Source organism: Blastococcus sp. SYSU D00695 (genome assembly GCF_054050555.1).
On record NZ_JBJGZP010000026.1, the window covers coordinates 1 to 24297 of the forward strand.

General features: G+C 76.8%; 31 protein-coding genes and 1 tRNA gene. 11 read left to right on the forward strand and 21 right to left on the reverse strand.

Annotated features, from left to right (window positions below):
- Positions 1-162 precede the first annotated feature (162 nt).
- Both ACI781_RS15565 and ACI781_RS15570 read left to right on the forward strand, forming a co-directional pair.
- The gene (locus tag ACI781_RS15565; protein ID WP_456567026.1) at positions 163-429 is read left to right on the forward strand and encodes a hypothetical protein; all 267 of its coding nucleotides are present in this window, start codon (positions 163-165) and stop codon (positions 427-429) included.
- Positions 430-450: 21 nt separating this feature from the next.
- Positions 451-1098, forward strand: coding sequence for a hypothetical protein (locus ACI781_RS15570; protein ID WP_456567027.1), 648 nt, complete (start codon positions 451-453; stop codon positions 1096-1098).
- On the opposite strand, the gene ACI781_RS15575 is transcribed toward ACI781_RS15570, so the two are convergent.
- Both ACI781_RS15575 and ACI781_RS15580 read right to left on the reverse strand, forming a co-directional pair.
- The gene (locus ACI781_RS15575; protein ID WP_456567028.1) at positions 1008-1535 is read right to left on the reverse strand and encodes an STAS domain-containing protein; all 528 of its coding nucleotides are present in this window, start codon (positions 1533-1535) and stop codon (positions 1008-1010) included. The genes ACI781_RS15570 and ACI781_RS15575 overlap by 91 nt on opposite strands.
- A gap of 208 nt (positions 1536-1743) precedes the next feature.
- Positions 1744-2058, reverse strand: a complete 315-nt coding sequence (locus tag ACI781_RS15580) for a LuxR C-terminal-related transcriptional regulator (RefSeq protein WP_456567029.1) — start codon at positions 2056-2058, stop codon at positions 1744-1746.
- A gap of 138 nt (positions 2059-2196) precedes the next feature.
- On the opposite strand from ACI781_RS15580, the gene ACI781_RS15585 reads away from it, so the two are divergent.
- Entirely contained in the window at positions 2197-3231 is a 1035-nt protein-coding gene (locus tag ACI781_RS15585; RefSeq protein WP_456567030.1) for an AraC family transcriptional regulator, read from the forward strand.
- Between the two features lie 30 nt (positions 3232-3261).
- On the opposite strand, the gene ACI781_RS15590 is transcribed toward ACI781_RS15585, so the two are convergent.
- From ACI781_RS15590 to ACI781_RS15600, 3 genes are all read right to left on the reverse strand, one after another.
- Entirely contained in the window at positions 3262-3483 is a 222-nt protein-coding gene (locus ACI781_RS15590) for a three-helix bundle dimerization domain-containing protein (RefSeq protein WP_456567031.1), read from the reverse strand.
- 125 nt (positions 3484-3608) lie between these two features.
- Entirely contained in the window at positions 3609-4295 is a 687-nt protein-coding gene (locus ACI781_RS15595) for a phosphatase PAP2 family protein (protein ID WP_456567032.1), read from the reverse strand.
- 33 nt (positions 4296-4328) lie between these two features.
- On the reverse strand, positions 4329-5885 hold the full coding sequence (locus tag ACI781_RS15600) for a hypothetical protein (protein WP_456567033.1): 1557 nt from the start codon (positions 5883-5885) through the stop codon (positions 4329-4331).
- 157 nt (positions 5886-6042) lie between these two features.
- Between ACI781_RS15600 and ACI781_RS15605 the strand changes: the two genes are divergently transcribed.
- The 3 genes from ACI781_RS15605 to ACI781_RS15615 all read left to right on the forward strand — a co-directional run bounded on the left by ACI781_RS15605 (position 6043) and on the right by ACI781_RS15615 (position 7688).
- Positions 6043-6408: a carboxymuconolactone decarboxylase family protein gene (locus ACI781_RS15605; protein WP_456567034.1), complete on the forward strand. Its 366-nt coding sequence runs from the start codon at positions 6043-6045 to the stop codon at positions 6406-6408.
- Positions 6409-6573: 165 nt separating this feature from the next.
- Positions 6574-7002 (forward strand): SHOCT domain-containing protein, encoded by a 429-nt coding sequence (locus ACI781_RS15610; RefSeq protein WP_456567035.1) that lies wholly within the window; start codon positions 6574-6576, stop codon positions 7000-7002.
- Positions 7003-7040: 38 nt separating this feature from the next.
- Positions 7041-7688, forward strand: a complete 648-nt coding sequence (locus ACI781_RS15615) for an Rv1733c family protein (protein ID WP_456567036.1) — start codon at positions 7041-7043, stop codon at positions 7686-7688.
- 62 nt (positions 7689-7750) lie between these two features.
- On the opposite strand, the gene ACI781_RS15620 is transcribed toward ACI781_RS15615, so the two are convergent.
- The 3 genes from ACI781_RS15620 to ACI781_RS15630 form a co-directional block, all read right to left on the reverse strand.
- Positions 7751-8248, reverse strand: coding sequence for an NUDIX domain-containing protein (locus ACI781_RS15620; protein ID WP_456567037.1), 498 nt, complete (start codon positions 8246-8248; stop codon positions 7751-7753).
- Between the two features lie 74 nt (positions 8249-8322).
- A complete protein-coding gene (locus ACI781_RS15625; RefSeq protein ID WP_456567038.1) occupies positions 8323-8901 on the reverse strand; it encodes an HdeD family acid-resistance protein in 579 nt (192 codons plus the stop codon).
- Between the two features lie 62 nt (positions 8902-8963).
- Complete coding sequence (locus ACI781_RS15630) at positions 8964-9425, reverse strand: DUF7144 family membrane protein (RefSeq protein WP_456567039.1); 462 nt, start codon at positions 9423-9425, stop codon at positions 8964-8966.
- 267 nt (positions 9426-9692) lie between these two features.
- Here ACI781_RS15630 and ACI781_RS15635 point away from each other — a divergent pair, with 267 nt between their 5' ends.
- The gene (locus tag ACI781_RS15635) at positions 9693-10541 is read left to right on the forward strand and encodes a hypothetical protein (RefSeq protein ID WP_456567040.1); all 849 of its coding nucleotides are present in this window, start codon (positions 9693-9695) and stop codon (positions 10539-10541) included.
- On the forward strand, positions 10538-11095 hold the full coding sequence (locus ACI781_RS15640; protein WP_456567041.1) for an RDD family protein: 558 nt from the start codon (positions 10538-10540) through the stop codon (positions 11093-11095). The genes ACI781_RS15635 and ACI781_RS15640 overlap by 4 nt, the downstream gene beginning before the upstream one ends.
- A 63-nt stretch (positions 11096-11158) precedes the next feature.
- On the opposite strand, the gene ACI781_RS15645 is transcribed toward ACI781_RS15640, so the two are convergent.
- Positions 11159-12202 carry a patatin-like phospholipase family protein gene (locus tag ACI781_RS15645; protein WP_456567042.1) on the reverse strand — a complete coding sequence of 348 codons (1044 nt, stop codon included), beginning with the start codon at positions 12200-12202 and terminating at the stop codon, positions 11159-11161.
- 186 nt (positions 12203-12388) lie between these two features.
- On the opposite strand from ACI781_RS15645, the gene ACI781_RS15650 reads away from it, so the two are divergent.
- Positions 12389-12844, forward strand: a complete 456-nt coding sequence (locus tag ACI781_RS15650; protein ID WP_456567043.1) for a DUF7144 family membrane protein — start codon at positions 12389-12391, stop codon at positions 12842-12844.
- A 45-nt stretch (positions 12845-12889) separates the two neighbouring features.
- On the opposite strand, the gene ACI781_RS15655 is transcribed toward ACI781_RS15650, so the two are convergent.
- Positions 12890-13855 carry an AraC family transcriptional regulator gene (locus tag ACI781_RS15655; protein WP_456567044.1) on the reverse strand — a complete coding sequence of 322 codons (966 nt, stop codon included), beginning with the start codon at positions 13853-13855 and terminating at the stop codon, positions 12890-12892.
- 80 nt (positions 13856-13935) lie between these two features.
- Between ACI781_RS15655 and ACI781_RS15660 the strand changes: the two genes are divergently transcribed.
- Complete coding sequence (locus ACI781_RS15660; RefSeq protein WP_456567045.1) at positions 13936-14781, forward strand: NAD(P)H-binding protein; 846 nt, start codon at positions 13936-13938, stop codon at positions 14779-14781.
- Positions 14782-14807: 26 nt separating this feature from the next.
- Here ACI781_RS15660 and ACI781_RS15665 read toward each other — a convergent pair whose 3' ends face one another.
- From ACI781_RS15665 to ACI781_RS15695, 7 genes are all read right to left on the reverse strand, one after another.
- The gene (locus tag ACI781_RS15665; protein WP_456567046.1) at positions 14808-15839 is read right to left on the reverse strand and encodes an NADP-dependent oxidoreductase; all 1032 of its coding nucleotides are present in this window, start codon (positions 15837-15839) and stop codon (positions 14808-14810) included.
- Positions 15840-16023: 184 nt separating this feature from the next.
- Positions 16024-16097 (reverse strand) — tRNA-Pro (locus tag ACI781_RS15670).
- 85 nt (positions 16098-16182) lie between these two features.
- On the reverse strand, positions 16183-17079 hold the full coding sequence (locus tag ACI781_RS15675; protein ID WP_456567047.1) for an alpha/beta fold hydrolase: 897 nt from the start codon (positions 17077-17079) through the stop codon (positions 16183-16185).
- A gap of 76 nt (positions 17080-17155) precedes the next feature.
- Positions 17156-18514, reverse strand: a complete 1359-nt coding sequence (der, locus tag ACI781_RS15680; protein WP_456567048.1) for a ribosome biogenesis GTPase Der — start codon at positions 18512-18514, stop codon at positions 17156-17158.
- A complete protein-coding gene (gene cmk / locus ACI781_RS15685; protein ID WP_456567049.1) occupies positions 18511-19197 on the reverse strand; it encodes a (d)CMP kinase in 687 nt (228 codons plus the stop codon). The genes der and cmk overlap by 4 nt, the downstream gene beginning before the upstream one ends.
- Before the next feature lie 86 nt (positions 19198-19283).
- Positions 19284-19646, reverse strand: a complete 363-nt coding sequence (gene aroH / locus ACI781_RS15690; protein WP_456567050.1) for a chorismate mutase — start codon at positions 19644-19646, stop codon at positions 19284-19286.
- A gap of 134 nt (positions 19647-19780) precedes the next feature.
- Complete coding sequence (locus tag ACI781_RS15695) at positions 19781-20650, reverse strand: pseudouridine synthase (RefSeq protein WP_456567051.1); 870 nt, start codon at positions 20648-20650, stop codon at positions 19781-19783.
- A gap of 62 nt (positions 20651-20712) precedes the next feature.
- Between ACI781_RS15695 and ACI781_RS15700 the strand changes: the two genes are divergently transcribed.
- Positions 20713-20958 (forward strand): hypothetical protein, encoded by a 246-nt coding sequence (locus tag ACI781_RS15700; protein ID WP_456567052.1) that lies wholly within the window; start codon positions 20713-20715, stop codon positions 20956-20958.
- A gap of 74 nt (positions 20959-21032) precedes the next feature.
- On the opposite strand, the gene scpB is transcribed toward ACI781_RS15700, so the two are convergent.
- From scpB to ACI781_RS15720, 4 genes are all read right to left on the reverse strand, one after another.
- Positions 21033-21848 carry an SMC-Scp complex subunit ScpB gene (scpB, locus tag ACI781_RS15705; RefSeq protein WP_456567053.1) on the reverse strand — a complete coding sequence of 272 codons (816 nt, stop codon included), beginning with the start codon at positions 21846-21848 and terminating at the stop codon, positions 21033-21035.
- Complete coding sequence (locus tag ACI781_RS15710) at positions 21845-22678, reverse strand: segregation and condensation protein A (protein WP_456567054.1); 834 nt, start codon at positions 22676-22678, stop codon at positions 21845-21847. The genes scpB and ACI781_RS15710 overlap by 4 nt, the downstream gene beginning before the upstream one ends.
- Positions 22679-22760: 82 nt before the next feature.
- Positions 22761-23276: a hypothetical protein gene (locus ACI781_RS15715; RefSeq protein WP_456567055.1), complete on the reverse strand. Its 516-nt coding sequence runs from the start codon at positions 23274-23276 to the stop codon at positions 22761-22763.
- Positions 23273-24178, reverse strand: coding sequence for a ParA family protein (locus ACI781_RS15720; RefSeq protein WP_456567056.1), 906 nt, complete (start codon positions 24176-24178; stop codon positions 23273-23275). Before ACI781_RS15720 ends, ACI781_RS15715 begins: the two co-directional genes overlap by 4 nt.
- Positions 24179-24297 lie beyond the last annotated feature (119 nt).

The window sequence follows — 24297 nt, forward strand, 5'->3', positions numbered from 1 at the left end:
GGCGGGGGGGGGGCGGCCGCGGGGGGCGGGGGGGGTGGGGGGCGGGGGGGGGGGGGGGGGGGGGGGGGGGGGGGGGGGGGGGGGGGGCGGGGGCGCCCCCCCCCCCCCCCCCCCGGCACGCCGGACACCCCGCGGCCCAGGACCCGATCAGCGGGAGGCGACATGTCAGCACCCGCACCGCCCCTGAGCGGTTTCGACCTGCTCGACCGGCTCATCACCGAGGCGTTCTGCGACCTGCGCGTCGCCCGCGCCGCCGCGGCCCGGACCGGGGACCGCGCGAACCAGGACCGGGTCGCGCGGGCGGAGGAGCACGTCGACGCGCTGCTCGAGTACCGCCACGCCGCGGCCCGCCGGCTGCGGCACGAGCCCGCCGACCGGACGCCGGCGCTCCCCCTCCCCGAGCGGGTCGGCGGGCCCCGCTTGCCCTGACGACCACGGACCGGAGCCACCATGACCGACCGCGGAGTCCACGTGACCGCCGAGCGTCCGGGTGCGCCGGACCTGCTCCCCGTGCTGGGCCGGGGGAACCACCGCGACGCCCGGCACGGCGCCTGCTTCATGGAGTACACGTCCCTGCTGGCCGGTGAGCCGTTCTCCGACCGGCCGGCCTGCGTCGACGGCGACCTGGCCGACGTGCTCCGCGGGGCCAACGACAAGCTGTCCGACGCCGACCGCCCCCTCCTCGTGCCGCTCCTCGGCCGCGCGATCGGCCTGGTGGTCGATCCGCCTCCGCCGCGGACCCGCTGGTGGCGGCGCGGCGCGCACCGGTACCACCGGGAGACCGTGGTGCCCCACCTGGAGCGGACGGCGCGGGCGCGGCGCGAGGTCACGCAGCGGTTCCTCGCCGCCCTGGCACCGTGCCCGTCGCCGGCCGGCCGGGGCCGGCACGGGCGCCCCGGCGAGCTGGGCCGGCTCTTCTGGGACGCCATGGACGAGCCGGCGCCGGCGTCGACCTCGCGGCAGTACGTGGCGCGGCTGGTGGAGCGCCTGTACCTGCTGCACGAGTGCTACGAGCAGGTCCTGGGCGACGGGATCGGCGCCCGGGCCCCGGACGGGCCGGTCGCCTCCGGAGGTCGCGGCGCCCCGGTCGGCTGCTGACCGTCCCGGCCCCCCGGGCGGCGGGTCCCCGCGCCCGGGTTCGTGGGGTCCGCCAGCAGGTGGTGGTCCAGGCGGAGCAGCACCAGCACGTCGCGCAGCGGCGGGGAGACGCCCTCGACGGTGATCCGGTACCCGTGCCGGACGGCGCGGCGGTAGGCGGCCGAGACGGCCCGCACCCCGGCGTCGTCGATCGACGTGAGGCCGCTGACGTCGACCCGCCAGTGCGTGTGCTCCTGGCAGCGGAGGACGGCGAGCCCGTCGTGCAGCAGGTGGGCCGTGCGGGCGTCCAGGCGGCCGGTCAGAGTGACGCGCCCGGCCACGACGTCGACCCGCACCTCCAGGGCGGACGCGACCGCCGGTGCCCGGCGGTCGGGACGCGGGCGCCGCCCGGCCGGCGGCACCCCGCCCCGGGGACGGCCGGCGAGATGGTCTCCCACGGGGTCCTCCCGTCGGTCCGGGCGCCGGTGCCGCGGCGCGATGGGACGCACCATGACGAGGACGCCGCGGTGACGGCTCATCCGCCGCGGACGACGAGCCGCCGGTGGGAGCGGGCCCGTCAGGCGGGCGCGCCGCGGACCCGCGGGCCCTCCGTCGCCCGCCTGACGGGGTGCGCCGAGTGTCGCACCGGTGGAGGGTTCCCGCGTCTCAGCGCTGCGGGCCGGCGGCCGGGTGGGTCTGCAGCTCGTGCGCCACCCGCACCACGCCGTCGCGTCCGACGACGGCGAGCTTGCCCTGGAGGCGGCGGATCCGGGTGCGCGCGGTGTTCCGGGACACCGCCAGGACGGACGCGATCTGCGCGGTCGACCGGCCCTGCGCCAGGGCGACCAGCACCTGCAGGTCGCGCGGGTTCAGCGGCGCGCTCCCCGACCCGGGCCGGGAGGACGTCGGCGCCGGCGGGGCGAGGACGGCGTCGACCGCGCCCGGCGGGCGGGGACGGGCGGTCGCGGGTTTCGGCGGCACGGCGCACCTCCGGTGGTCGACCCCCGTCTCGCGGTCGCCGGCCCCGGCACCGCGCCGGACGCGGCGACCGGCCCGAACCTAGACCGGCAGGGTCCTCGGTCGCTTTACCGATCCAGACGGGGGCCTTATCTTCTCGGCGTGCCGTCGCGCGGCCGGTCCAACAGCCTCACCGGCTACGGGGAGCTGGTGCGCTCCTGGGGGCTGGATCCCGCGGCGCTGCTGCGGCAGGTGGGGCTCGAGCCGGCCGACCTCGACGTCCCCGACGTCTGGGTCCCGGCGGCGCCCATGTCCCGGCTGCTCGAGCTCACCGCGGACCTGGCCGGCCGGCCGGACCTCGCGCTGCGCCTCGCCGAGCACCGGACCCTCGGCACGCTGGGCCCCCTGAGCGTGGTGCTGCGCGAGGAGCCCGACCTGCGCAGCACCCTGCGGCTGCTGGCCCAGTACAACGGCGCGTACAACGAGTCCCTGCACCTGGAACTCCGGGAGGACGGCGAGAGCCCGGCGGTCCGCCTCTGGTTCGAGTTCGGCGAGCCGGCGCCACGCGACCAGGCCCTGGACCTGGCCATGGCGTCGCTGCTCGGGATCGTCCGGGCGCTGGTGGACCCGCGCTGGGCCCCCCGGTCCGCGGTCTTCTCCCGCCCGCCGCCGGCGGACCCGGCCCCGTGGCACCGGCTCTTCGGACCGGACGTCGTCTTCGCCGCCCCCGAGACCTGCCTGGTCCTGCGCGCGCGGGACCTCGACCGCCCCGTGACGGCCTCCGACAGCTCGCTGCGGCCCTACGCGCGGCAGTTCCTCCGCCACGTCGTCGCCCCGCTGCCGCCGGCGCCGGCGCTGACCGACGTCGTGCAGGCCCTGCAGTTCCTGCTGCCCCTCGGGCGGCAGTCCCTGTCCCGCACCAGCCGCCTGGTCGGCCTCAGCGACGCCGCGCTGCAACGGCACCTGGCCGAGCACGGGGAGACGTTCTCCACGGTCCTCGACGCCACCCGGGCGGGCCTGGCCGAGCGTCACCTCGCCGACGAGCAGCTGCCGCTGACGGAGGTCTCCCGGCGGCTGGGGTTCAGCGCGCCGAGCGGTTTCTCCCGCTGGTTCCGGCAGCGGTTCGGCACGAGCCCCTCCCGGTGGCGGCGGGCCGCGCGGGACGGCGCGGTCGGCTCGGTCCCCCCGCGGTCCTGACCCGCGCGCCCGCGGGGGCGGTGGCGGCACTCAGCGGGAGCCGGTCGCGGCCGTCCGGTAGGTCTCGCGCAGGCGCCGCTCGACCAGGATCGGCACGAAGGCCTGCACCCGCGCCGTCGCGAAGCTGCCGAGGGCCGCGACGGCCAGGCGCCGCACCTCGTCCGGGTCCACGCCGAACTCGGCGTGCAGCCGGGCCACGAGCGCGTCGACGAACAGGGAGCCGTCCCCGGTGGCGACAGCGGTCCGCGTCATCGCCTGCCTCCTCGCGCCGTGACCGTCCGGCCGAGTCTCCCGGGAGGCCGCGCCGGCGGGCCTCGTCCCCGCCGGACGAGGACGCCGCCGCCGGCGAGGACCCTGCCGCCGGGCGAGGGTGGGCCTCACCGCGCCGGGACGGCGCCGGCCCGCTCCAGCGGGACCCGCGCGCGGACGTCGATCCGCCACCCGCCGGCGCTGACGAGCTCGCCGACCGCCGTTCCGATCACCGCGCCGATGACCACGTCGGCCGGGAAGTGCACGCCGGTGTGCACCCGCGAGTAGCCCACCGCCACGGCGAGCCCGCGCAGGGGCAGCGCGGCCCCCGGCAGGAGACGGGCGACCGCGGCGGCGAAGGCGAACCCCGACGCGGTGTGCCCGGACGGGAAGGACGTCGAGGTGGGCATCGGCACCCACCGCGCCTCGGGGACGCCGGCCAGGTCCCGGTCGGGCCGGCCGCGGCGGGTGGCGAGCTTCAGCCCGGCGTTGACCAGGGCCGAGTCGGTGGCGACCGCCGCCAGGCCGACGGCGGCCGCCCGCCGCCCCGTCCGGCCGCCGGCCGCCGCCAGGACCGCGGCGACCGCCATCCACAGCCGCGAGCGGTCCGCCATCCGCGACAGCCGGCGGACCGGGCGGTCGAGCGCGGGGGTGGGCGTGCCCGCCACGGCCCGGTAGACCGCCCGGTCCACCTGACCCAGCTCCCGCAGCACCCGGGTGGCCGTTCGCACCGGCGGGTGCCGCGCCCAGGTGCCGGCCGCCAGGCGCCCGGCCAGCCGCTCCTCGGGCGGCGTCGGCGGGGGTGCGGTGTCCATGGCGTCGTCTCTCCGGCGGGAGCCGGTCGGCGGTCAGACCGACATCAGCCGGCGCTTCTCCCGGTCGAACTCCTGGTCGGTGAGGATGCCGCTGTCGTGGGCCGCGCCCAGCCGGAGCAGCAGGTCCAGCCGGTCGTTGAGCACCGCGATCGCCGCGGGCGTCAGCGGCTCGGGGCTCGGCGGCTCGGGGCTCGGCGACCCGGGGTCCCGGGGCGAGGGGTCCGGGGGCGAGGGGTCCGGAACGGGCCGCCCGGCGGGGCCGTCGGACGCCGGCCGGGCCGTCGGGACGAGCGCGGCGGCCGGGACGGCCGGCGCCGCCGGCTCGGTTCCTGCGACGGTCCCCGGTGCCACCGGCGCGACCGGGGCCTGCTCGCGCAGCCAGTCCAGCGCCCACAGGTACAGCGCGACCAGCGCGACCACCCAGATGAGCACCGAGAGGGTGGGGTCGGGCCACAGCAGCAGGAGCACCGCCCCCAGGACGACGCCCGTCCAGCGCGCGGTCCGGTGGTGGGCCTGCACCACCGTCCCCAGACCGGCGGCGCGCGAGCGCACGTCCAGGCCCTCGGCGAAGGCCCGGGTCGCCGCCGCCGCCCGCTGCGGCCAGGACCCGGCGGCGTGGTCGCGTGCGGGGACCCCGTCCCCGGCCCCCTGCGCTGCCGGGGTCGCGGCGGCGGCCGCCCGGCGGGCCGCTGCCTGTTGACGGGCCGCCGCGACGGCGTGGCGCAGGCCGGCGACGAGCCCGAGCCGGCCCCAGACCAGCGTGCCGACGACGACGAGGAGGGCCACCGCGACGAGCCACAGGGTCCACGTGCGCAGGCTGCCGGCGAACAGGTCGTACACCGCGCCCACCGCGTCCCGGTTGTCCGGCTCCACCTGCGGCAGCACGCGTCCCCGGGCGATCCGCAGCGTCGCGAGCACGAGGCAGCCCAGCACCGCGGTCGTGACCGCCCAGGCGCGCAGCGTCGCCCGGCGGCGCCGGGAGACCCCCAGCGCCCCGGCCAGGGTGGCGAGGGCGATCAGGCCCAGCCACCACCACACGTCCTCCAGCAGGTCGACGGCGTCGTAGACCTCCGGGGACTGCGCCGGCGACAGCAGGGTCACCCCGACGTCCCGCGGGAGGAGGTCGAGGACCTGACCGGCCAGCCCGTCCCGCAACGAGTCGGGCACCCGGTCCACGGCCTGACCGAGGGTGAGCTCGACGGGTCGCCCGGCGACGAGCTGGTCGTGCGCGGACGTGAGCGCCGCCGTGGTGAGCGGGCGGAACGGGTCGTTGGTGAGCAGCCGCGTCACCCCCGCCGCCACCAGGGAGCGGATCCCGTTCTCGACCGTGGGCCGGAAGCGCTGCAGCCCCTCGGGCAGCGCGGTGAGCCCGTCGTCGACGGCCTGCTGCACCTCGGGGTCGTCCATCACGGTCGAGGTCACCCGGTCGGTGATGCGGGCCTCCACCGCGGGCAGGTCGACGACGTCCTGCACGTTGGAGACGAAGACGTCGGTGTTGATCACGTTGCGGCGGGTCCACAGCGAGGTGCTGGCGAGCACGAGGGTGACCGCGCTGACGAGGATCAGCAGGCCGGCGAGCACTCTGCGCATGGGGTCCTCCACGGCGGACGCGGGCCCGGTCGCCCGGCGGACAGGTCCCCCACTGTCGCCAGGGCCCCCCGCCGGCTCATCACCCCCCTCGGATGAGGCCGGTCGCCGGCCGGCGCCCCGAGTCTGGGCGCCCCCGTACCGAGCAGCAGGAGGAACCATGACGCAGACCGCGCCGGACACCGTCCTCGACCGTGTCGCGGCCGGGGACACCCCGGTCCTGGACACCGTCTTCGCCATGCACGTCGACGCCCTGGAGCGGTGCGGCCTCGACCCGCAGACGTACGTGCTGGTCCGCCTGGCGGCCCTCGTCGCGATGGACGGGCCGCCCGTCTCCTACGCGGTCACCCTCACCGCCGCCGCCGAGGCGAGGGTGACGATGGAACAGGCCCAGTCGGTCCTGGTCGCCATCGCCCCGCTGGTGGGCACGGCGCGGGTGACGGCCGCGGCGGGCGCGATCCTGCGGGCCTTCGTGGGTGCCGCCGCGCTGGCGGAGTCCGACGGGACGGCGCCCGCGACGCCGTGAGCGGTCGGCCCGGCCCGGTGCCGGGGCGGCGCGGTCCGTCCCGGCGCCGGGCCCGGTGACAGCTGGGTCACCGGGAGCGGGGGCGCCGTCATCCGTCCCGGGGGATGGCCGGCGGCCGGGCGGGCAGCAGGATCCGGGCACACCCTCGTGTCCCGGAGGCCGACCATGACGATCGCGGCAGAGACGGTCGCGGCAGAGACGATCGCGGCAGACGACTACCCGCTGGTCGACCTGTTCGTGACGTTCGTGCTGTTCTTCGGCCTGCTGATCTACTTCTGGCTGCTGGTCACCGTGTTCGCCGACCTGTTCCGCCGGGACGTGTCCGGCTGGGTGAAGACGGCGTGGACGCTCCTCCTGATCGTGCTGCCCCTCGTCGGCGCACTCGCGTACCTGATCACGCAGGGGCACGCCCTGGCCGAGCGGGAGGACGCCCGCGCCCGGCGCGCGCAGCAACGGTCCGACGCCGCCGTCCACGCCGCGGTGACCGCGGAGACCGACGGCATCGAGCAGGTCGCCCGCGCCAAGCGCCTGCTCGACGAGGGCGCCCTCACCCAGGAGGAGTTCGACCGGCTCAAGCGGCGGGTCCTGGTCTGAGCCGGGCACGCCCGCCGACGGACGGACGGGGGTCCCCGATGGCTCCGGGCAGACTGGTCCGGTGCGGCCGCGCCGTGCGCCGGCTGGCCCTGGGCGGCGGGGCCCTGGCCCGGCCGTCCGACCGCGTCCAGGCCGCCGCCCGGTGCGTCGTGGCGGTGCTGGTGGCGCTGGCCCCCGTCCCGGCCACGGTGGTGGTGGCCACGACCACCGCGCGGTTGCAGCAGACCGTGGCCGAGCAGCAGGCCGAGCGGCACCGGGTCACGGCCGTCCTCCTCGAGGACGCGGAGCCGTCCGAGGGCGCGGGCCGGGTCGAGGACGCGGGCCAGGCGGGTGCCGGGGCGCCGGACCACGGGACGAGCGCCACGCTCGTGCCCGTGCGGGCCGCCTGGCGCACGGCGACGGGCACGCGCGAGGTGGTCACGGCGTTCGTGGCGCCGGGCACCCGCCGGGGCTCCGGGGTCCAGGTGTGGCTGGCCGCGGAGGGACGGGCCGTCGCCGCACCGCTGTCGCGGGGCGACGTCTCCGGTCGCGCCGTGCTGAGCGGCGTCCTGGTGCTCCTGGCGGTCCCGCTCGCGGCTCTCGGCGCCTACGGCGCGCTCGTCCGGGTGCTCGACGCGCACCGGGCGCGCCGGTGGGCGGCGGAGTGGGCCGTCGTGGGCCCGCGGTGGACCGCGCGGCTGCGGTGACCCGGCCGTCTCGCCGCGCGCCGTCCCCGGGGTGACCGGACGGGCGGGGCCCGGCCGTCCGGTCACCGCAGCAGCGGTGGGCCCTCCGGCGCGAGGGCCGCCGCGATCCAGAGCCGGCTCGCGGGTTCGACGGGCAGCCGGTCGACGTCGGCGACGGGCACCCAGGCCACCTCGCTGGTCTCGTCCCCGTCCCCGTGCGGGGCCCCGCCGGCCGCCTCGGCGCGGAAGACGAGGGCGAACTGCTGGCGCACCTCCCCGGTGCGGGCGCGGATCACGTGCCCGGGGTCGCTGAACACCCCGACGAGCCCGGTCACCGCGACGTCGATGCCCGCCTCCTCCGCCACCTCCCGGGCCGCTGCGCCCACCGCCGTCTCGCCCACGTCGACCCGTCCGCCGGGGAGCTCCCACGCGCCGCTGTCGCAGCGGCGCACGAGGAGCAGCCGCCCCTCGCCGTCCCGGACGGCCACGAACGCCGAGGGTGTGACGACGGCGGCCGCCGGCGCGTCCTCCTCGTGGTAGTACACGCGCCGGACCTCGGTCGCCGCGTCGGTGCCGGTCATCTCGCTGGTCCCTCCCCCGGGTCGTCCCGGCTCGCGCGGCCGGGCCGGCGTCGTGGCGGTCTCGGGTGGGTCGGTCACGCGGCGCCCGGGACCGCGTCCCGGGTCCCGGACGGCAGGAAGGCGGCGGCCATCACCAGCAGCCCGAGGACCGTGACCTGCGCGCCCAGCAGCAGGCTGAGGACGAGGACGGTGGCCTCCGGCCAGGCGATCGCGAGCACGCCGACGACGAAGCCGAACACGCCGTCCAGCGCCAGCCAGCCCCAGCCGGTGATCTGGCGACGGGCCACCAGGGCCAGGACGAACCGGCCGACCCCGTGGGCCATGAGCGAGATCCCGGCGACCACGGCGAGCACCCGCAGGGTGCTGTCGGGCCAGGCGACCGCCACGATGCCGCCGACGACGAGGATGCCGCCGAGCAGCACGCTCCCCGCGCGGGACCGGGAGTCCCAGCCGTGGGCGATCTCCAGCAGCCCGCCGAGGACCAGCGCCAGCCCGATCAGCAACGCCAGCGTGTTCGCCGCCTTCACCGGGTTGAACAGCAGGACGACGCCGAGGACGACGGTGGCCAGGCCCAGGGCGGCCACCGCGAGCCGTGCGCCGGTGTGCTTGGACGGGCTCGCGCCCGCGTAGGGGTCCGACACCGAGGCGGTCATCTCGCCAGTCCTCCTTCGAGTGGGGTGGTCCGGGGCGGGGCGCCCGCGGCCCGGCGCGCTCGTCAGTGCGGGTCCTCCAGCTCGCCGCCGTGGACGACCACCGCGTAGATCACGACGACGTCGAGGCCGATGACCACGACGGACCAGACCGGCTGGGCCGGCAGGAACGCCAGGCTGGCGAGGGCGCTGAACCCGGCCAGCACGACCGCGGCGCCGCGGGCGACCATGTTGCCCGCGAGGAGACCGACGCCGATCAGCGCGGCGAGGGCGCCGACGAGCAGCTGCACCACGCCCCAGACGGTGTAGTCCACGGGGACCGGGAGGTCGTCGGCCCCGACCAGGTAGAAGTCGTCGTCGAAGAGCGCCACCAGGCCGGACAGGGCCTGCACCAGGCCCACCGTGACCAGCAGCAGGGCGGCGAAGACCACCCACCCGGTCCAGGCGCTCCAGCCGGGCCGGCGCGGCCCGGCACCGGGGGGCACCCGGTCCCGCGGGGACGTGCCCGGGACGTCGGCCGTGCTCATCCCCGACCTCCTCCGCAGCCTGCTCGTGCGCGGACGCTGCGTGCGTAGCGTCGGGGGGCGACGGCGGTGCGCACGTCACCCCGGGGGGATGACCGGCCCGCGGCCGGCGGCGGGGCCGGGGGCGCGGGCGGGGTCGGGCGGGCCTGTCCGGGCGCGACTCCCGCGGGGGGCGGGGCGGGGCGCGGCCGCGGGGTGGTCACCCGGTCGGGATGAGGTGCCGCCGGCCGGGGCCGGTCGACCCTGGTGCGTCCGAGGGCGGGAGGGCTGATGAGTCGGACACTGCGCCCGGTGGTCGACGCCGTCGGCGAGGTCGCGACCGCGGGGGTCGCGGTGGCGTCGGTGTCCGCGGTCATCGCCCGCCTGGTCGCCGAGAACGTCGCGGGCGCGGCGCGGCGGGCGCTGTCCCCGCGCGGGCACGTCCCCGCGGTCCGGCCCGCCCTGGCCGGCCGGCTGCACACCGTGGTGGCGGAGGCGCGGGCGGTGGCCGAGCGCCACCTCGGGCCCTGGGCCGACGCCCTGCTCCCGCAGGCCGCCGCGGCCGTCCTCTCCCGCCTGGACGTGGCCGGGCTCGTGGAGCGCTTCGTGGACGTCGACCGGATCGCCGCCCAGCTCGACGTCGACGCCGTGGCCGCTCGCCTGGACGTCGACCGGGTGGTCGACCGGGTCGACGTCGACGCAATCGCCGCCGGCCTCGATCTCGACGACATCGTCGCCCGCGTCGACATCACCCGCGTCATCGACCGCCTCGACCTCGACGACATCGTCGCCCGCGTCGACATCACCCGCGTCATCGACCGCCTCGACCTCGACGACATCGTCGCCCGCGTCGACATCACCCGCGTCGTCGACCGCCTCGACCTCGACGACATCGTCGCCCGCGTCGACATCGACCCGGTGATCGAGCGGGCGCACGTCGTCGAGCTGGCGCGGTACGTCGTGCAGGAGATCGACCTGCCGGGCCTGATCCGCTCGTCGACGTCAGCCCTGTCGTCGGACGTCGTCCGCGGCGTCCGCGACCAGGGGGCCGAGGCGGACCGGGCGGTGGAGCGGGTCGTCGACCGGCTGCTGATGCGGCGCCACGGACGCCACGACGGTGCCCCGGAACGCCGGCCATGACCCGCGCGGAGGAGTCGCCGGGGGCCGCGGGTGCGCCGCTGCCCGGCCCGGCGGTGCGCGCCGGTGACGCGGACGGCCGGTTCCCCTGGCACGCGCCGCAGCCGACCGCGCCGGCGACCCCGTCGGGGCGGGCGTCGGCGTCGGGCCGTCCGGCCGGCTTCGTCAGCCGCGCGCTCGCCAACGCCGTCGACGTCGTCGTGGTCGGCCTCGCGCTGACCGTGGGGTACGCCGCCGTCGCGGGGCTGCGGTTCCTGTGGGCGCCCACGTCCTTCCGGCTGGTCGCGCCGGACCTGCCGGGGGTGGTCGTCACCGCCGGGGTCGGGCTGGTCCTCTACTGGACGGTGTCGTGGACCCGCACCGGGCGGACGAGCGGGGACCAGGTGATGGCGCTGCGGGTCGTCGGTCCCCACGGGGCGCGGCTGCACCTGCTGCACGCCGCCGTCCGCGCGGTGGCCTGCGTCCTGTTCCTCCCGGGCCTGTTCTGGGTGCTGGTCAGCCGGCGCAACCGGTCCGTGCAGGACGTGCTGCTGCGGACCGCCGTCGTCTACGACTGAGCAGGCCCGGCCGTCCACGCGTCCGGCCCTCGCCACGGGCCGGCCGGGACGCCGCGCCGGTCGTCAGGCGACGCCGTGCACGTCGCCGCCGAGCGCCGTCCCCCCGTCCAGCCGCGCCGTGGTGGTCCGCACCGCGGTGCGGAAGACGTGGCGGTACCGGCCGGCGTCCATCCAGTCCCTGCCCATGGCGGCGAGGTCCTCCGCGGTCGGCGTGAGGACCCGCACGCTCGCCCCCGTCTCAGTCAGCCGGCGCACCTCCCACCCCAGCCGCTGCGACAGCCGCTGGCGCAGCCGGTTCCCCAGCCGCGCGACCGCCGACCCCTCGGCGTCGGCGACGACGGCGCCCATCGGCGCGACGACCACCACCTCGTCGAGCCCCTCCCCGGCCAGCAGGTCGGCGTTCGTGGTCGAGACGGCGGCGCCGTCGACGTAGCGGCGCGAGCCGATCGGCCGCGGCGGGAACCGGCCGGGCACGGAGCAGGAGGCCATGGCCGCCTCCGCCGGCGAGGCCACCGGCTGGCCGGGCGCGCCGAAGGGGACGCGCTCCCCGGTGTCGTAGTCCATCGCCACGAGCCACGTGCCGGGGCGGACCGGCCAGTCGCGGTCGCCCCACACCCCGGCCACGAGCTCCCCGACCGGGGCGAGGTCCCCGCGCCCGCGCGGGGCGAGCGCCGCCGCCGCGGTCCGCAGGGAGCACGCGCCGGGGCGCCCGAGCGAGCGGGCCGCCAGCCGGAGGTTGCCGGGCAGGGGCACCGGCCACGGGATCTCGCTCAGCGTGGACCGCACCCGGCCCGACACCTCCGGCCGGACGGCGCCCGCGGCCCCCGCGGACAGGCCGGCGTCGGAGAACAGCTCGAGCATGTCCGGCGGCGGCACGCCGGCGGCCAGGAGCACCGCGGCCACCGAGCCGGCCGACGTGCCCACGACCACGTCCGCCTCGGCGCTCACGAACAGCTGCGTCTGCTCCAGGGCGCAGAGCACGCCGGCGGCCCACGCGCCTCCGACGGCGGCCCCGGCACCGATGACCAGGCCGCGCCGGGGGACGCGGGCGGTGAGCGGGCTCGGGCGGGGGCCGTCGGCGCGCTGTTCCGTGTCACGCAGCTCCATGTCACGCAGCGTCGCGGGAGGTGCCGCGGGCGCGCCTCACCAGCGGTGGGTGACCGCCGGCCCGTCCGCCGGCACGGCGGCGCCCCCGCTCACCCGGAACGAGTGACGCGCGAGCCGGCGCGCACGCGCGACGGTGGCACCCCACCCGGGCGGCGCAGCCGCCGTCGGGCCGACCGAGGAGATGCCATGCCCGACCTGACCTCGTCCCGGCCGCACGCCGACCCGCGCCCCGGGCACCTGCGGCCCACCGAGCGCCCGACGACCCGGTGGGCGGTGTGGGCGGTCTTCGCGGCGTCGATGATGATCCTGCTCGGCTCGCTGCACGCCCTGGAGGGCCTCGTCGCGATCTTCGACGAGGACTACTACCGGGTGCCGTCGAGCGGGCTGCTGGTGGAGGTGGACTACACCGCCTGGGGCTGGGCCCACCTGCTGCTCGGCGTCCTGGTCGTGCTGAGCGGCGTCGGGGTGCTGTCGGGCAACGTCGCCGCCCGCGCGGTCGGCGTCGTCCTCGCCGTGCTGAGCGCGCTGGTGAACATCGCCTGGCTGCCCGCGTACCCGGTCTGGAGCTGCATCGTCATCACGATCGACGTCCTCGTCGTGTACGCCCTGACCGTGCACGGCGGCGAGCTCCGCGGGCGCTGACGCCGGCCGTCCGGCCCCTCGGGGCCCGGCCGGCTCCCGCCCCGCTCAGCCACCTGCCCGGAGCTCGCCCGCCGACGCCCCCGGAGGGCGGGCGCGCCACTGGGTGGGGTTCAGCCCCTGCACGCGCTTGAACGCGGCGCTGAACCCGAACGGGTCGGCGTACCCGACGCGCCGCGCGACCGCCGCCAGGCCCAGCTCGGGATGACGCACCAGCAGGTCCGCGGCCAGCGTCATCCGCCAGCGCGTCAGGTAGCCCAGCGGTGGTTCCCCGACGACGGCGGTGAACCGCTTCGCGAGCGTGGCGCGGGCGACCCCGACCCGCTCGGCGAGCGAGGCGACGGTCCACGGGGCGGCCGGGTCGTCGTGCAGGTGCCGCAGGGCCTCCCCCACGACCGGGTCCCGCTGGGCCGCCCACCACGACGGCGGCCGGCTGCCCGGGAGCTCGAACCACTCCCGCAGCCCGCACACCAGCATCCAGTCCAGCAGCCGGTCCAGGACCACCTGCTGACCGGGGCTGTCCTGGGCCACCTCCTCGGCGAGGTGCCGCAGGACCGCCTCGGTGCTGCCGCCGCCCGGGAGCCGCACGACGGCGGGCAGGGCCTGCAGGAGCCGGCTGCCGATCTCGCCGTCGGTCGTGTACGCGCCCACGATCAGCGTCGTCGCCCCGGGCGGCGGCGGGTCCTCGCGGGGCGCGTCGCGCCAGCCCCGCCGGTGGAGGGTCCCGCCCCACTCGGGCAGCAGGCAGGTCTCGTCGCACACCAGGGGCTGCGCCGTCGTGCCCACCCGGTCGACGAACGAGAACGCCGGCCGCACGAGCACGATCTCCCCCGGCCCCACCCGCTCCGGTCGCTGCCCGTCGACCAGCACCCACCCCTCGCCCTCGAGCACCGCGCACAACGTCAGCGGCCCCGCCGACGGGAACTGCAGGGACCACGGCGGGGCCAGGGTCGAGCTGGCGAAGACCGAGCCGTGCGCCCGCACGCCACGGACCATGTCGCTGAGGGCGTCCACACCCCGACCGTAGACGCACACGCAGGCATCCCGGCCGATCACCCATGGTGCGTCTCGGCGGCCCCGCGTTGTCTGGGGTGGTGAACAGCGACCTCGTCCTCGTCACCGGAGCCACCGGCAAGACCGCCCGCCGCGTCCTGCCCCGACTGCGCCTGCGGGGCGCCGACGTGCGCGCCGCGTCCCGCTCCAGCCGGGTGCGCCTGGACTGGTCCGACCCCTCCACGTGGGACGCGGCCCTCCAGGACGTCACCACCATGTACCTCGTCCCGCCGGGCGACCCGGCGCACGCGCGGCCCTTCGTGGAGCGCGCCGAGGCCGCCGGGGTGCGGCACGTCGTGGTGCTGTCCGCCCGGGGCGCCGGCGACTGGGGTGACGCCGACTTCGGGCAGGACATGAACGCCACCGAGAAGGCCGTGCAGGCCTCCTCGATGAGCTGGACCATGCTGCGGCCCACCAACTTCGACCAGAACTTCGACGAGGACGTGTTCCACGAGCCGCTGCTGGCCGGGGAGCTCGCCCTGCCGGCTGCGGGGGTCACCGAGGTGTTCATCGACGCCGAGGACATCGCCGACGTCGCCGTGGCGGCCCTGACCGACCCGGACGCGCACGCCGGCCGCGCGTACGAGCTCACCGGCCCCCGGTCCTACACCTTCGCCGAGGCCACCGAGACCATCGCCCGCATCTCCGGCGAGGACATCGCCTACCGCGAGGTGTCCGGCGAGGAGTACGCCGGGATGCTGACCGCCCACGGGGTCCCCGCGCTGCACGCCGAGCACGTCGTCGGGATGTTCTGGCTGATGGCCCAGGGCGGCCCGGCCGAGCCCACCGACGACGTCGCGCGGGTGCTGGGCCGCCCGGCGCGGACCTTCGAGGACTACGTGGTGCGCGCCGCCGCGGCGGGTGCCTGGCGCCGCACCGGCCGCTGACGAGGCCGGACGGCCGCCGCGGCGGGTCAGCCGGCGGTGGGGTCCTCGCCCACGCGGATCAGCAGCTTGCCGAGGTTGCGTCCGGCCAGCAGCCCGCGGAACGCCTCCGGAGCGTTCTCCAGGCCCTCGACGACGTCCTCCCGGTAGCGCACCGACCCGTCGCGCAGCCACCCGGCCATGTCACGGAGGAAGGCCTCGTGGTGGGTGGGCAGGAACTCGTCCTGCACGAAGCCCCGCACCTGCAGGCTGTAGCTCAGCACGCGGCGCAGGAAGGTGTGCAGACCGTTCTGGTCACCGGGCGCCGTCGCGCCGTTGTAGCTGGAGACCAGGCCGCACACGGGCACGCGGGCGAAGCGGTTGAGCCGCTCGATCACGGCCGCACCGACGGGGCCGCCGACGTTCTCGAAGTAGACGTCCACGCCGTCGGGGGTGGCCGCGGCGAGCTGCTCGGCGAAGTCGGGCGACCGGTGGTCGACGGCGGCGTCGAAGCCGAACTCCTCGAGGAGCACCCGGCACTTCTCCGGCCCCCCGGCGATGCCCACCGCCCGCGCGCCCTTCACCCGGGCGACCTGCCCGACGACGGAGCCCACCGGGCCGGTCGCGGCCGCGACGACGACGGTCTCCCCCGCCTCCGGGCGGCCGATCTCCAGCAGCCCGGCGTAGCCGGTGAAGCCGGGCATGCCCAGCACGCCCAGCGCGGTCGACACCGGGGCCTGCCCGGGGTCCAGCGGCATGACCATCCGGTCGCTGACGACGGCGTGGGTCTGCCAGCCGGTGTAGGCCAGCACGACCGCACCGGTCTGCAGGTGCTGCGACCGGGACTCGACGACCTCGCAGACCGTCGCCCCCATGCACACCTGGCCGACCTCCCAGGGTTCGGCGTAGGACTTGGCCGTGCTCATCCGGCTGCGCATGTACGGGTCCAGCGACAGGTAGATCGTCCGCAGCAGCACCTGCCCCTCGCCCAGCTCGGGCAGGTCCTCGCGGACCGTCTCGAAGTGGCGGTCCTCGGGCTCGCCCTCGGGGCGTGCGGCGAACCGGATCTGCGTGCTCTGCACCGTTCCTGCCTCTCGTGGGGACTGCCGGCGCGCCTCCGGCGCCGGACTCCCATCGCCGCACGCCGGCGCCCCCACGGGGTAGCGCGTCCTGCGCCAGCCGATGGCAGCGCAGCGACACGGCACGGACAGCACGGAGGCGGGCCGTCCTGACCGGACGACCCGCCTCTGACCTGCTGTCTCTCTGTCGGGCTGACAGGATTTGAACCTGCGACCCCTTGACCCCCAGTCAAGTGCGCTACCAAGCTGCGCTACAGCCCGAGCGGCGGGCGGCTGGCGCCGCCCGATCGCTACCGGAGCAGGTTACCGCACGGGCCCGGCACCTCCGCGTGGGGTCGGCCGCGGGTCAGCCGCCGGCCGGGGCCTCGGTCAGCACCCCGACGCCGAGCACCTCGCGCAGCCGCGCGGCGAACGCGACGGCGTCCACCGGCTCGCCCATCGGGGTGTCCAGCCAGCTGCCGTGGTCCCCGGGGAACACGACCGCCGGCACGCCGAGCGCCTCCGCCACCGCCTCGCCGCCCCGGTGGGCCAGCTGCCCGGCCGACCCGGCGCCGACCGCGGGCACGATGCGGGTGGACGCCCGCCGCAGCGCCTCGACGTCCAGCGCGTGCAGCGGGTTGGTCGTCATGTTCTGGGCGAGCAGCACGTCGTCCCGCGAGCCGTCGTCCTCCGTCGGCAGGCCGAACGCCGCCGGGTCGGCGGGGTGGTCCGCCCAGTCGGCGGGGATCGGCCCGGAGTGCATGACCATCCGGATGAACTCCGCCATGCCGGCGCCGTAGCCCGACCGCTGGTAGGTCTCGGCCACGTGCCGGCACGCGGCCTCGGCCTGCTCCCGGTCCGGCAGCAGTGCCACGGCCGGCGGCTCGTGCGCCACCAGCGTGCGGACCAGCTCCGGACGGCGGGCCACCAGCACCAGCGCGTTGACCGCTCCCCCGCTGCTGGCCAGGACGTCGGCGGGGCCGCCCCCGACCACCTCCAGCACCCGCGCCAGGTCGTCGGCGTGCTCCTCCGGCGACGTCGTCGCCGCGCCGTCGGTGCGCCGGCTGCGCCCGGCCCCGCGCGGGTCGTAGGTGACCACGGTCCGCTCCGGGAACAGCCCGGCCATCGTGGTGAACCCCTCGGCCCCCATCGGCGAGCCCAGCACGAACAGCGGCGGCTCGGCGGACGTGCCGTCCCCGGGCCGGACGTCGAAGGCGAGCACCGCCCCCGGGACCTCGAGGGTGTGCGTCTGCAGTGCGGTCATGGCTGCCTCCCGGGGCGGATCGGTCTCCTCGTGGTACCGACCCGCCCCGGCGGCGGAAGTCATCGCCGCCCGGGAGCTAGCCGCCCAGTCCCCTGCGGCGCTCGCTCTCCCGGCCCTCGCGGACCTTGACCGAGATGTCGATCGGCGTCCCGGCGAAGCCCCACCGCTCGCGCAGCTTGCGCTCCAGGAACCGCCGGTAGCCGGCCTCGAGGAAGCCGGTGGAGAACACGACGAACCGCGGTGGGCGGACGTCGGCCTGCGTCACGTACTTGATCTTCGGGGCGCGACCGCCGCGGGCCGGCGGCGGGGTCTCCTGCACCAGCGCGCGCACGTACTGGTTGAGCTCCGCGGTCGGCACCCGGGTCTCCCACGCGGCGAGCGCGGCACGCAGGTGGTCGGCGAGCTTGCCGACGCCGCGGCCGCCTTTGGCCGAGATGTTGACCCGGCTGGCCCACTTGACCCGCGCCAGGTCGCGCTCGACCTCGCGCTCCAGCTGGTGGTGGCGGTCCTCGTCGAGCAGGTCCCACTTGTTGATCGCGATGACCAGCGCCCGGCCGGCCTCGATCACCTGGGTGATGACCCGCTGGTCCTGCTCGCTGATCACCTCGTCGGCGGCCAGCAGCACGACGGCGACCTCGGCGGCCTGGATGGCGGCCTCGGTGCGCAGGCTGGCGTAGTACTCCATGCCGCTGGCGGTGTTGACCTTGCGGCGCAGCCCGGCGGTGTCGACGAACCGCCACTCCTCCCCGCCGAGGGTGATGATCGAGTCGACCGGGTCCACGGTGGTGCCGGCGACGGAGTCGACGACCGACCGCTCCTCCTTGGCCAGCCGGTTGAGCAGGCTGGACTTGCCGACGTTCGGCCGGCCCACGAGCGCGACCCGGCGCGGGCCGCCCTCGTCCTCCTGCTCGCGCGGCGCCTCGGGCAGCGCGTCCAGGATCAGGTCGAGCAGGTCACCGGCGCCGCGGCCGTGCAGGGCGCTGATCGGCTGCGGCTCGCCCAGGCCCAGCGACCACAGCTCCGCCGCGCCGGCCTCGCTGCGCTCGTCGTCGACCTTGTTGGCCACGAGGATCACCGGGCGGTCGCTGCGGCGCAGGATCCGCGCGGCGGCCAGGTCGGTGTCGGTCGCGCCCACCGAGCTGTCGACGACGAGCACGATCACGTCGGCCGTGCGCATCGCGAACTCGGCCTGCCGGCTGATCGACGCGCCCAGGCCCTCGGCCTTGGGGTCCCAGCCGCCGGTGTCGGTGACGGTGAAGCGCTTGCCGTTCCACAGCGCCTCGTAGGAGATGCGGTCGCGGGTCACGCCCGGCACGTCCTGGACGACGGCGGCGCGGCGCCCCAGCACCCGGTTGACCAGCGTCGACTTGCCGACGTTGGGCCGGCCGACGATCGCGACGACCGGCAGCGGGCCGCCGGTCCCCTCCTCGCTCACCGGGACACCCCCACGGACTCGCGGGCCAGCTCGACCACGCGCTCGACGACCTGGTCGCGGTCCAGGTCGGTGCTGTCGACGACGACCGCGTCGGCGGCCGGCCGCAGCGGGCTGTCCGCCCGGCTGCTGTCGTACTCGTCGCGGCGGCGCAGGTCCGCGGCGATCGCGGCGATCTCCGCGGCGTCGCTGACGCCCAGCTGGCCGGCACGGCGCTCGGCGCGGGCCTCCGGCGCGGCGGTCAGGTAGATCTTGCAGGTCGCGTCCGGGAGGACGACGGTGCCGATGTCGCGGCCCTCGACCACGACGGCGTCCGCGGCGGCCACCAGCGACCGCTGCTGGTCCACCAGCTGCCGGCGCACCGCGGGCACGGCCGACACCGCCGACACCGCGCGGGTCACCTCGGCGCCGCGGATGCGCACCGCGACGTCGACGCCGTCCACCTGCACCAGCTCGGTACCGGCCGCCGTCCCCACCTCGATGCGGGCGCCCGCCACGACGGCGGCCACCGCCTCGCCGTCGTCGGGGTCCACCCCGGCGTCCAGGACGGCGACGGTGGCGGCGCGGTACATCGCGCCGGTGTCCAGGTAGGCCGCGCCCAGCCGGGTCGCCGCGGCGCGGGCGACGCTGGACTTGCCGGTGCCCGACGGCCCGTCGAGGGTCACCTGCCCCCGGAAGTCGCTCACTGTGCGATCGCCCCGCACAGTGGTGTCCGCTCGTCCCTCGCTCACTGTGCGATCACCCCGCACAGTGGTGTCCGCTCGTCCCTCGCTCACTGTGCGATGTCCCGCCGCAGCGCCACCGCGCCACGCAGGTACACGTGGGCGATCTCCGACCGCGGCTTGTCCGTCTCCACGTGCGCCATCAGCCGCAGCACCCGCGGCAGCGCGTGCGGCACGTCGATCTCGGTGGCGCACATCAGCGGGACCTCGCCCAGGCCCAGCTCGCGGGCGGCCAGCGCCGGGAACTCCGACGTCAGGTCGGGCGTCGCGGTGAACAGGATGCTGATCAGCTGCTCCCCGTCGAGCCCGTTGCGCTCGATCACGGTGCTCACCAGCTCGCGGGTGGCCGCCAGCACCTCGTCCCGGTCGTCGGCCTCGACCTGCGTCGCGCCCCGGATGGCTCGGACGGCCATGCACACTCCTCGTTCACCCTCAGGAGGCGCCCGGATCGCGGGAGCCTTGTCGATTCTAGTTAAAGGACCTCGCTGCCCCCCACACCTCGCACGCTCGGCGCGGGCCCCTGCAGCGAGGCCGTTCCAGGCCGTCGCTAGAGCCCGACGAGCTCGTTGAGCTGGCCGACCTCGCCGCGGGTGAGCCGGCGGATCGAGCCGACCCGCATCCGCTCCAGCTTCACGGGGCCGATCGCGGTGCGGGTCAGCCGCGACACCGGCAGGCCCACGTGCGCCAGCAGCCGCCGCACGATGTGCTTGCGCCCCTCGTGCAGCACCACCTCGACCACCGACTGCCCGGCGTGGGTGTCGACGACCGTGAACGAGTGGACCCGCACCGGGCCGTCCTCGAGCTCCACGCCCTGGCGCAGCCGCTTGCCGAGGTCGCGCGGCACCGAGCCCGACACCTGCGCCAGGTAGGTCTTCTTCACCTCGTAGGAGGGGTGGGCCAGCCGGTGGGCGAGCTCGCCGTCGTTGGTGACCAGCAGCAGGCCCTCGGTGTCCTGGTCCAGCCGGCCGACGTGCACCAGCCCGGCCGCGAGGTCGCCCACCATGTCGCCGACGGTCGGCCGGTTGCGGTCGTCGCTCATCGCGGTGATGACCCCGGCGGGCTTGTTGAGCGCGTAGGTGACGCGGTCGTCGCGCAGCTCCAGCCGGACGCCGTCGACGGCGATGTGGTCGGTGCGCGGGTGCACCCGCATGCCCTGCACCTGGACGACGGCGCCGTTCACGCTGATCCGGCCCTCGTCGATCATGTCCTCGCAGACGCGGCGGGAGCCGACGCCGGCGCGGGCCAGCACCTTCTGCAGCCGCTCCCCGTCGGGGTGGCCGCCGGCGGGCGCGGCGGGCTCGTCGGCGGGGTGCGCCGGCGCCAGCTCCATGTCCTCCGACCAGCCCTCCCCGCCGCCGGTCACGGCGGGCTCGTCGGGCAGGTGGTCGGGGGCGTCGTCGGTCGGCACGGCGTTCATCACCGGCCAGTCTCCCACCGCCGCCGCCGGGCGCTCACCGCGCGTGCGGGAGGATCGGTGTCGTGCGCATGGAGCAGGTCATGGGGTTGGTGCTCGCGGTGATGGGTGTCGCGCTGGTGCTGCTGTCACGGCGGCTGGTGTGGGAGCACTCCCCCGACAACCCCGCGGCCGTCGAGCGCGGCACCGGCGCGGCCGGGGTGTGGTCGGCGCGGGCGCGACGGTTCCACCTGTGGCGGGGGCGGATCGGCGGCGCGGTGTTCGTGGTCGTCGGCCTGCTGCTGCTGACCGGCGTCCTGCTCGGCGACTGACGGAGGACCCCGTTCGGCCCCGGTGCAGGGGCCCGCCGCGAGCTGGCGAGCGGTGGGGGGCACCGGGGTCCTTCTCAGGCGTCGGGGTGCTCGGCCAGCAGCGCCGAGGTCTCCGGCAGCAGCGGGCCCAGGTCGGGCAGCTCAGCCAGGCCGGTGAGGCCCAGCCGCTCCAGGAACAGCGCCGTGGTGCCGTACAGCCCGCCGCCGGAGTCCGGATCCGTGCCGACCTCGTGCACCAGGCCGCGGGTGAGCAGCGTGCGCATGACGCCGTCGACGCCGACCCCGCGGATCGCCGCGACCCGCGCCCGGGTGACCGGCTGCCGGTAGGCGATGACGGCGAGGGTCTCCAGCGCGGCCTGGGTCAGCCGGCTGCCGCGGCCGTGCCCGAGCCAGCGCTCGATGACCGGGGCGTGCTCGTCGCGGGTGTACAGCCGCCACCCGTCGGCCACCCGGCGCAGGGTGATGCCGGCTCCGCGGTGGTCGTAGTCCTCGGCCAGCTCGGCCAGCGCCGTCCGGGCCCGGGCCACCGGGCAGCGCAGCGCCGCGGCCAGGGACTCCTCGTCGACCGGGCCGTCGAGGACGAACAGCAGCGCCTCCAGGCCGCCGCGCAGCGCCGCCGGGTCCAGGTCCGGGTCGACGTCGGGCTCGTCGGCGGGCTCCGGCTCGGGCTCGGGTGCCGGCCCCGGCGGGGGCAGCTCCACCTCCGCGGCGGGCAGCGGGGCCGGCTCGGCCTCGACCGCGGGCCGCTCGGCGACCCGGGCGGCCAGCTCCGCGGCGACGGCGTCCCAGACCGCCGGGTCCTCGTCGCGGGCGACCGCGGCCTCCCGGCCCGCCGCCAGCTCCCGGGCCAGGGTCTCCCACGAGATGGGCTGCCGGTCCTCCCCGCTCACCGGTACTCCTCCTCGACGGCCGCGCCGTCCTCGTCGGTCCCGCCCGCGTCCCCGCCGTCCGCCGCCGGGGGCGGCAGCGCGCCGCCGGTCCAGCGCACGTGCAGCTCGCCCAGCGGCGTCAGCTGGTCGAACACGACGCGCTGCTGACGGTAGAGCTCCAGCAGCGCCAGGAAGCGGGCGACCACCTCGAGGGTGTGCTCGCAGTCGGCGGTCAGGGCGCGGAAGCTGACCGTCCCGCCCTCGGCCAGCCGGTTGCGGACGACGAGCAGCTGCTCGGCGACGCTCACCGGCGGGGCGTGCAGGTGACCGACGGCGACCGTGGGCGGCTCCCGCGGGGTGAGCACCCGCGTGGCCAGGGCCGCGAACTGCTCCGGGGTGACCCCCAGCAGCACCTCCGGCACCTGCTCGGCGAAGCGGGGGTCGGGCCCGGCGTCGCGGCCGTAGCGCAGCACCGCGCCGGCCTCGCGCTCGCGCAGGAACGCCGCGGCCTCCTTGTAGGCGCGGTACTGCAGCAGCCGGGCGAACAGCAGGTCGCGCGCCTCGAGCAGCTCCAGGTCGTCCTCGTCCTCGACCTCGGCGGCGGGCAGCAGGCGGGCGGCCTTGAGGTCCAGCAGCGTCGCGGCGACGACGAGGAACTCGCTGGCCTGGTCGAGGTCCAGCTCGTCGCCGAGGGCGCGCAGGTGGGCGATGAACTCGTCGGTGACCTGCGACAGCGCGATCTCGGTGACGTCGAGGCGGTGCTTGCCGATCAGCTGCAGGAGCAGGTCGAACGGCCCCTCGAAGTTGGTCAGCCGGACGGTGAACCGCCCGTCCGCCCGCGCCTGGCTCACGCGAGGAGCCTAGGTCCGTCGGCGTGCGCCGACGTGCAGCGGTCCGGCCCGCTGCCGCACCTCAACGCACGGTGACGACTGCTCAGCGACCCTTGAGGCGCGTGACCAGCACCGCGTCGTCGCCGGCCTCGGCCAGGTCGGCCAGCAGCACCGCGATCGCCTCGCGGACGATCCGGCCGCGGTCGGCGGCCACCCCGTGCTGCGCGCGCAGGGTGAGGCGGGCGCTCTCCAGCGCCAGCAGCTCCTCCGCCGAGAGGTAGACGGTGATCTTCTCGTCGTGCTTGGTGCGCTCGGCCCGCATGGCCTTGCCGCGGTTCCGCGGCGGCTGCGGCGTCATGGTCGCCGCGGGCGCCGGCGCCGTGCGGAACCCGGCGAGCGGGTCGACCTCGGCGCCGGCGGGCACCAGGGTCAGCCCCGGCATGGCCTCCTCGACCCCGGGCACCGAGGCGGTGCGGCGCGGCGCGGCGGCCGAGCCGCGCAGCGCCGGGGAGGTCGTGGTGGCCGCGACGCTGGGCAGCTCGGTGACCTCCGGCGCCGGCGGGGTGTCGGTGCGCCGGAACAGCTCCGAGGCGCCGGGCAGGACGGGACGCCGGGTCACAGTGCGATGACCTCCTTGGCCAGGTCGCGGAAGGCCGCCGCGCCCGAGGACGTCGGCGCCCAGGTGGTGATCGGCTGGCCGGCGACCGTGGTCTCCGGGAAGCGGACCGTGCGGTGGATGACGGTCTGGAACACCGTGTCCCCGAACGCCTCGACGACGCGGCTGAACACCTCGCGGCAGTGCACCGTGCGGGTGTCGTACATGGTCGCGAGGATCCCGGAGATCTCCAGGTCGGGGTTGAGCCGCTCCTTGACCTTCTCGATCGTGTCGACGAGCAGGGCCACCCCGCGCAGCGAGAAGAACTCGCACTCCAGCGGGATGATCACGCCCTGGGCGGCGGTGAGCGCGTTGACCGTCAGCAGGCCGAGCGAGGGCTGGCAGTCGATGAGGATGTAGTCGTACTCGTCGCGGACGTCGGCCAGCACGCGCAGCAGGGTCTGCTCGCGGGCCACCTCGCTGACCAGCTGCACCTCGGCGGCGGACAGGTCGATGTTGCTGGGCACCAGGTCCAGCCCGGGGATGTCGGTGGGCACCCGCACGTCGGCCAGGGTGGTCCGCCGCTCCATGAGCGCGTTGTAGATGGTGCGGTCCAGGTTCTGCGCCGGGACGCCCAGGCCGACCGACAGCGCACCCTGCGGGTCCAGGTCGACCAGCAGCACCTTGCGGCCGTGCTCGACCAGCGCCGCACCCAGGTTGATCGTCGACGTGGTCTTGCCGACGCCGCCCTTCTGGTTGCACATCGCGATGACGTGCGCAGGGCCGTGCTGGGTCAGCGGCTTCGGGTCCGGCAGCGGGCGCTGCCGGGCGCGGGCCGGGTCCTGCCGCGAGGCGAGACCGCCCATCTCGGGCTCGGTGTCGCGCGGGCGCGCGACGGCGGGGGCCGCGTCCCCTCGGATCGCCATGGTCGTGTCGCCTCCAGCTCCGGCCCGGTCCGGCGCGTGCGCGCCGGATGCGGTCTTCCCCACCGCTCGGGTGGACACGACGGTAGGGAGCTATCACGCATGTCGGCCGCAGGCACGCC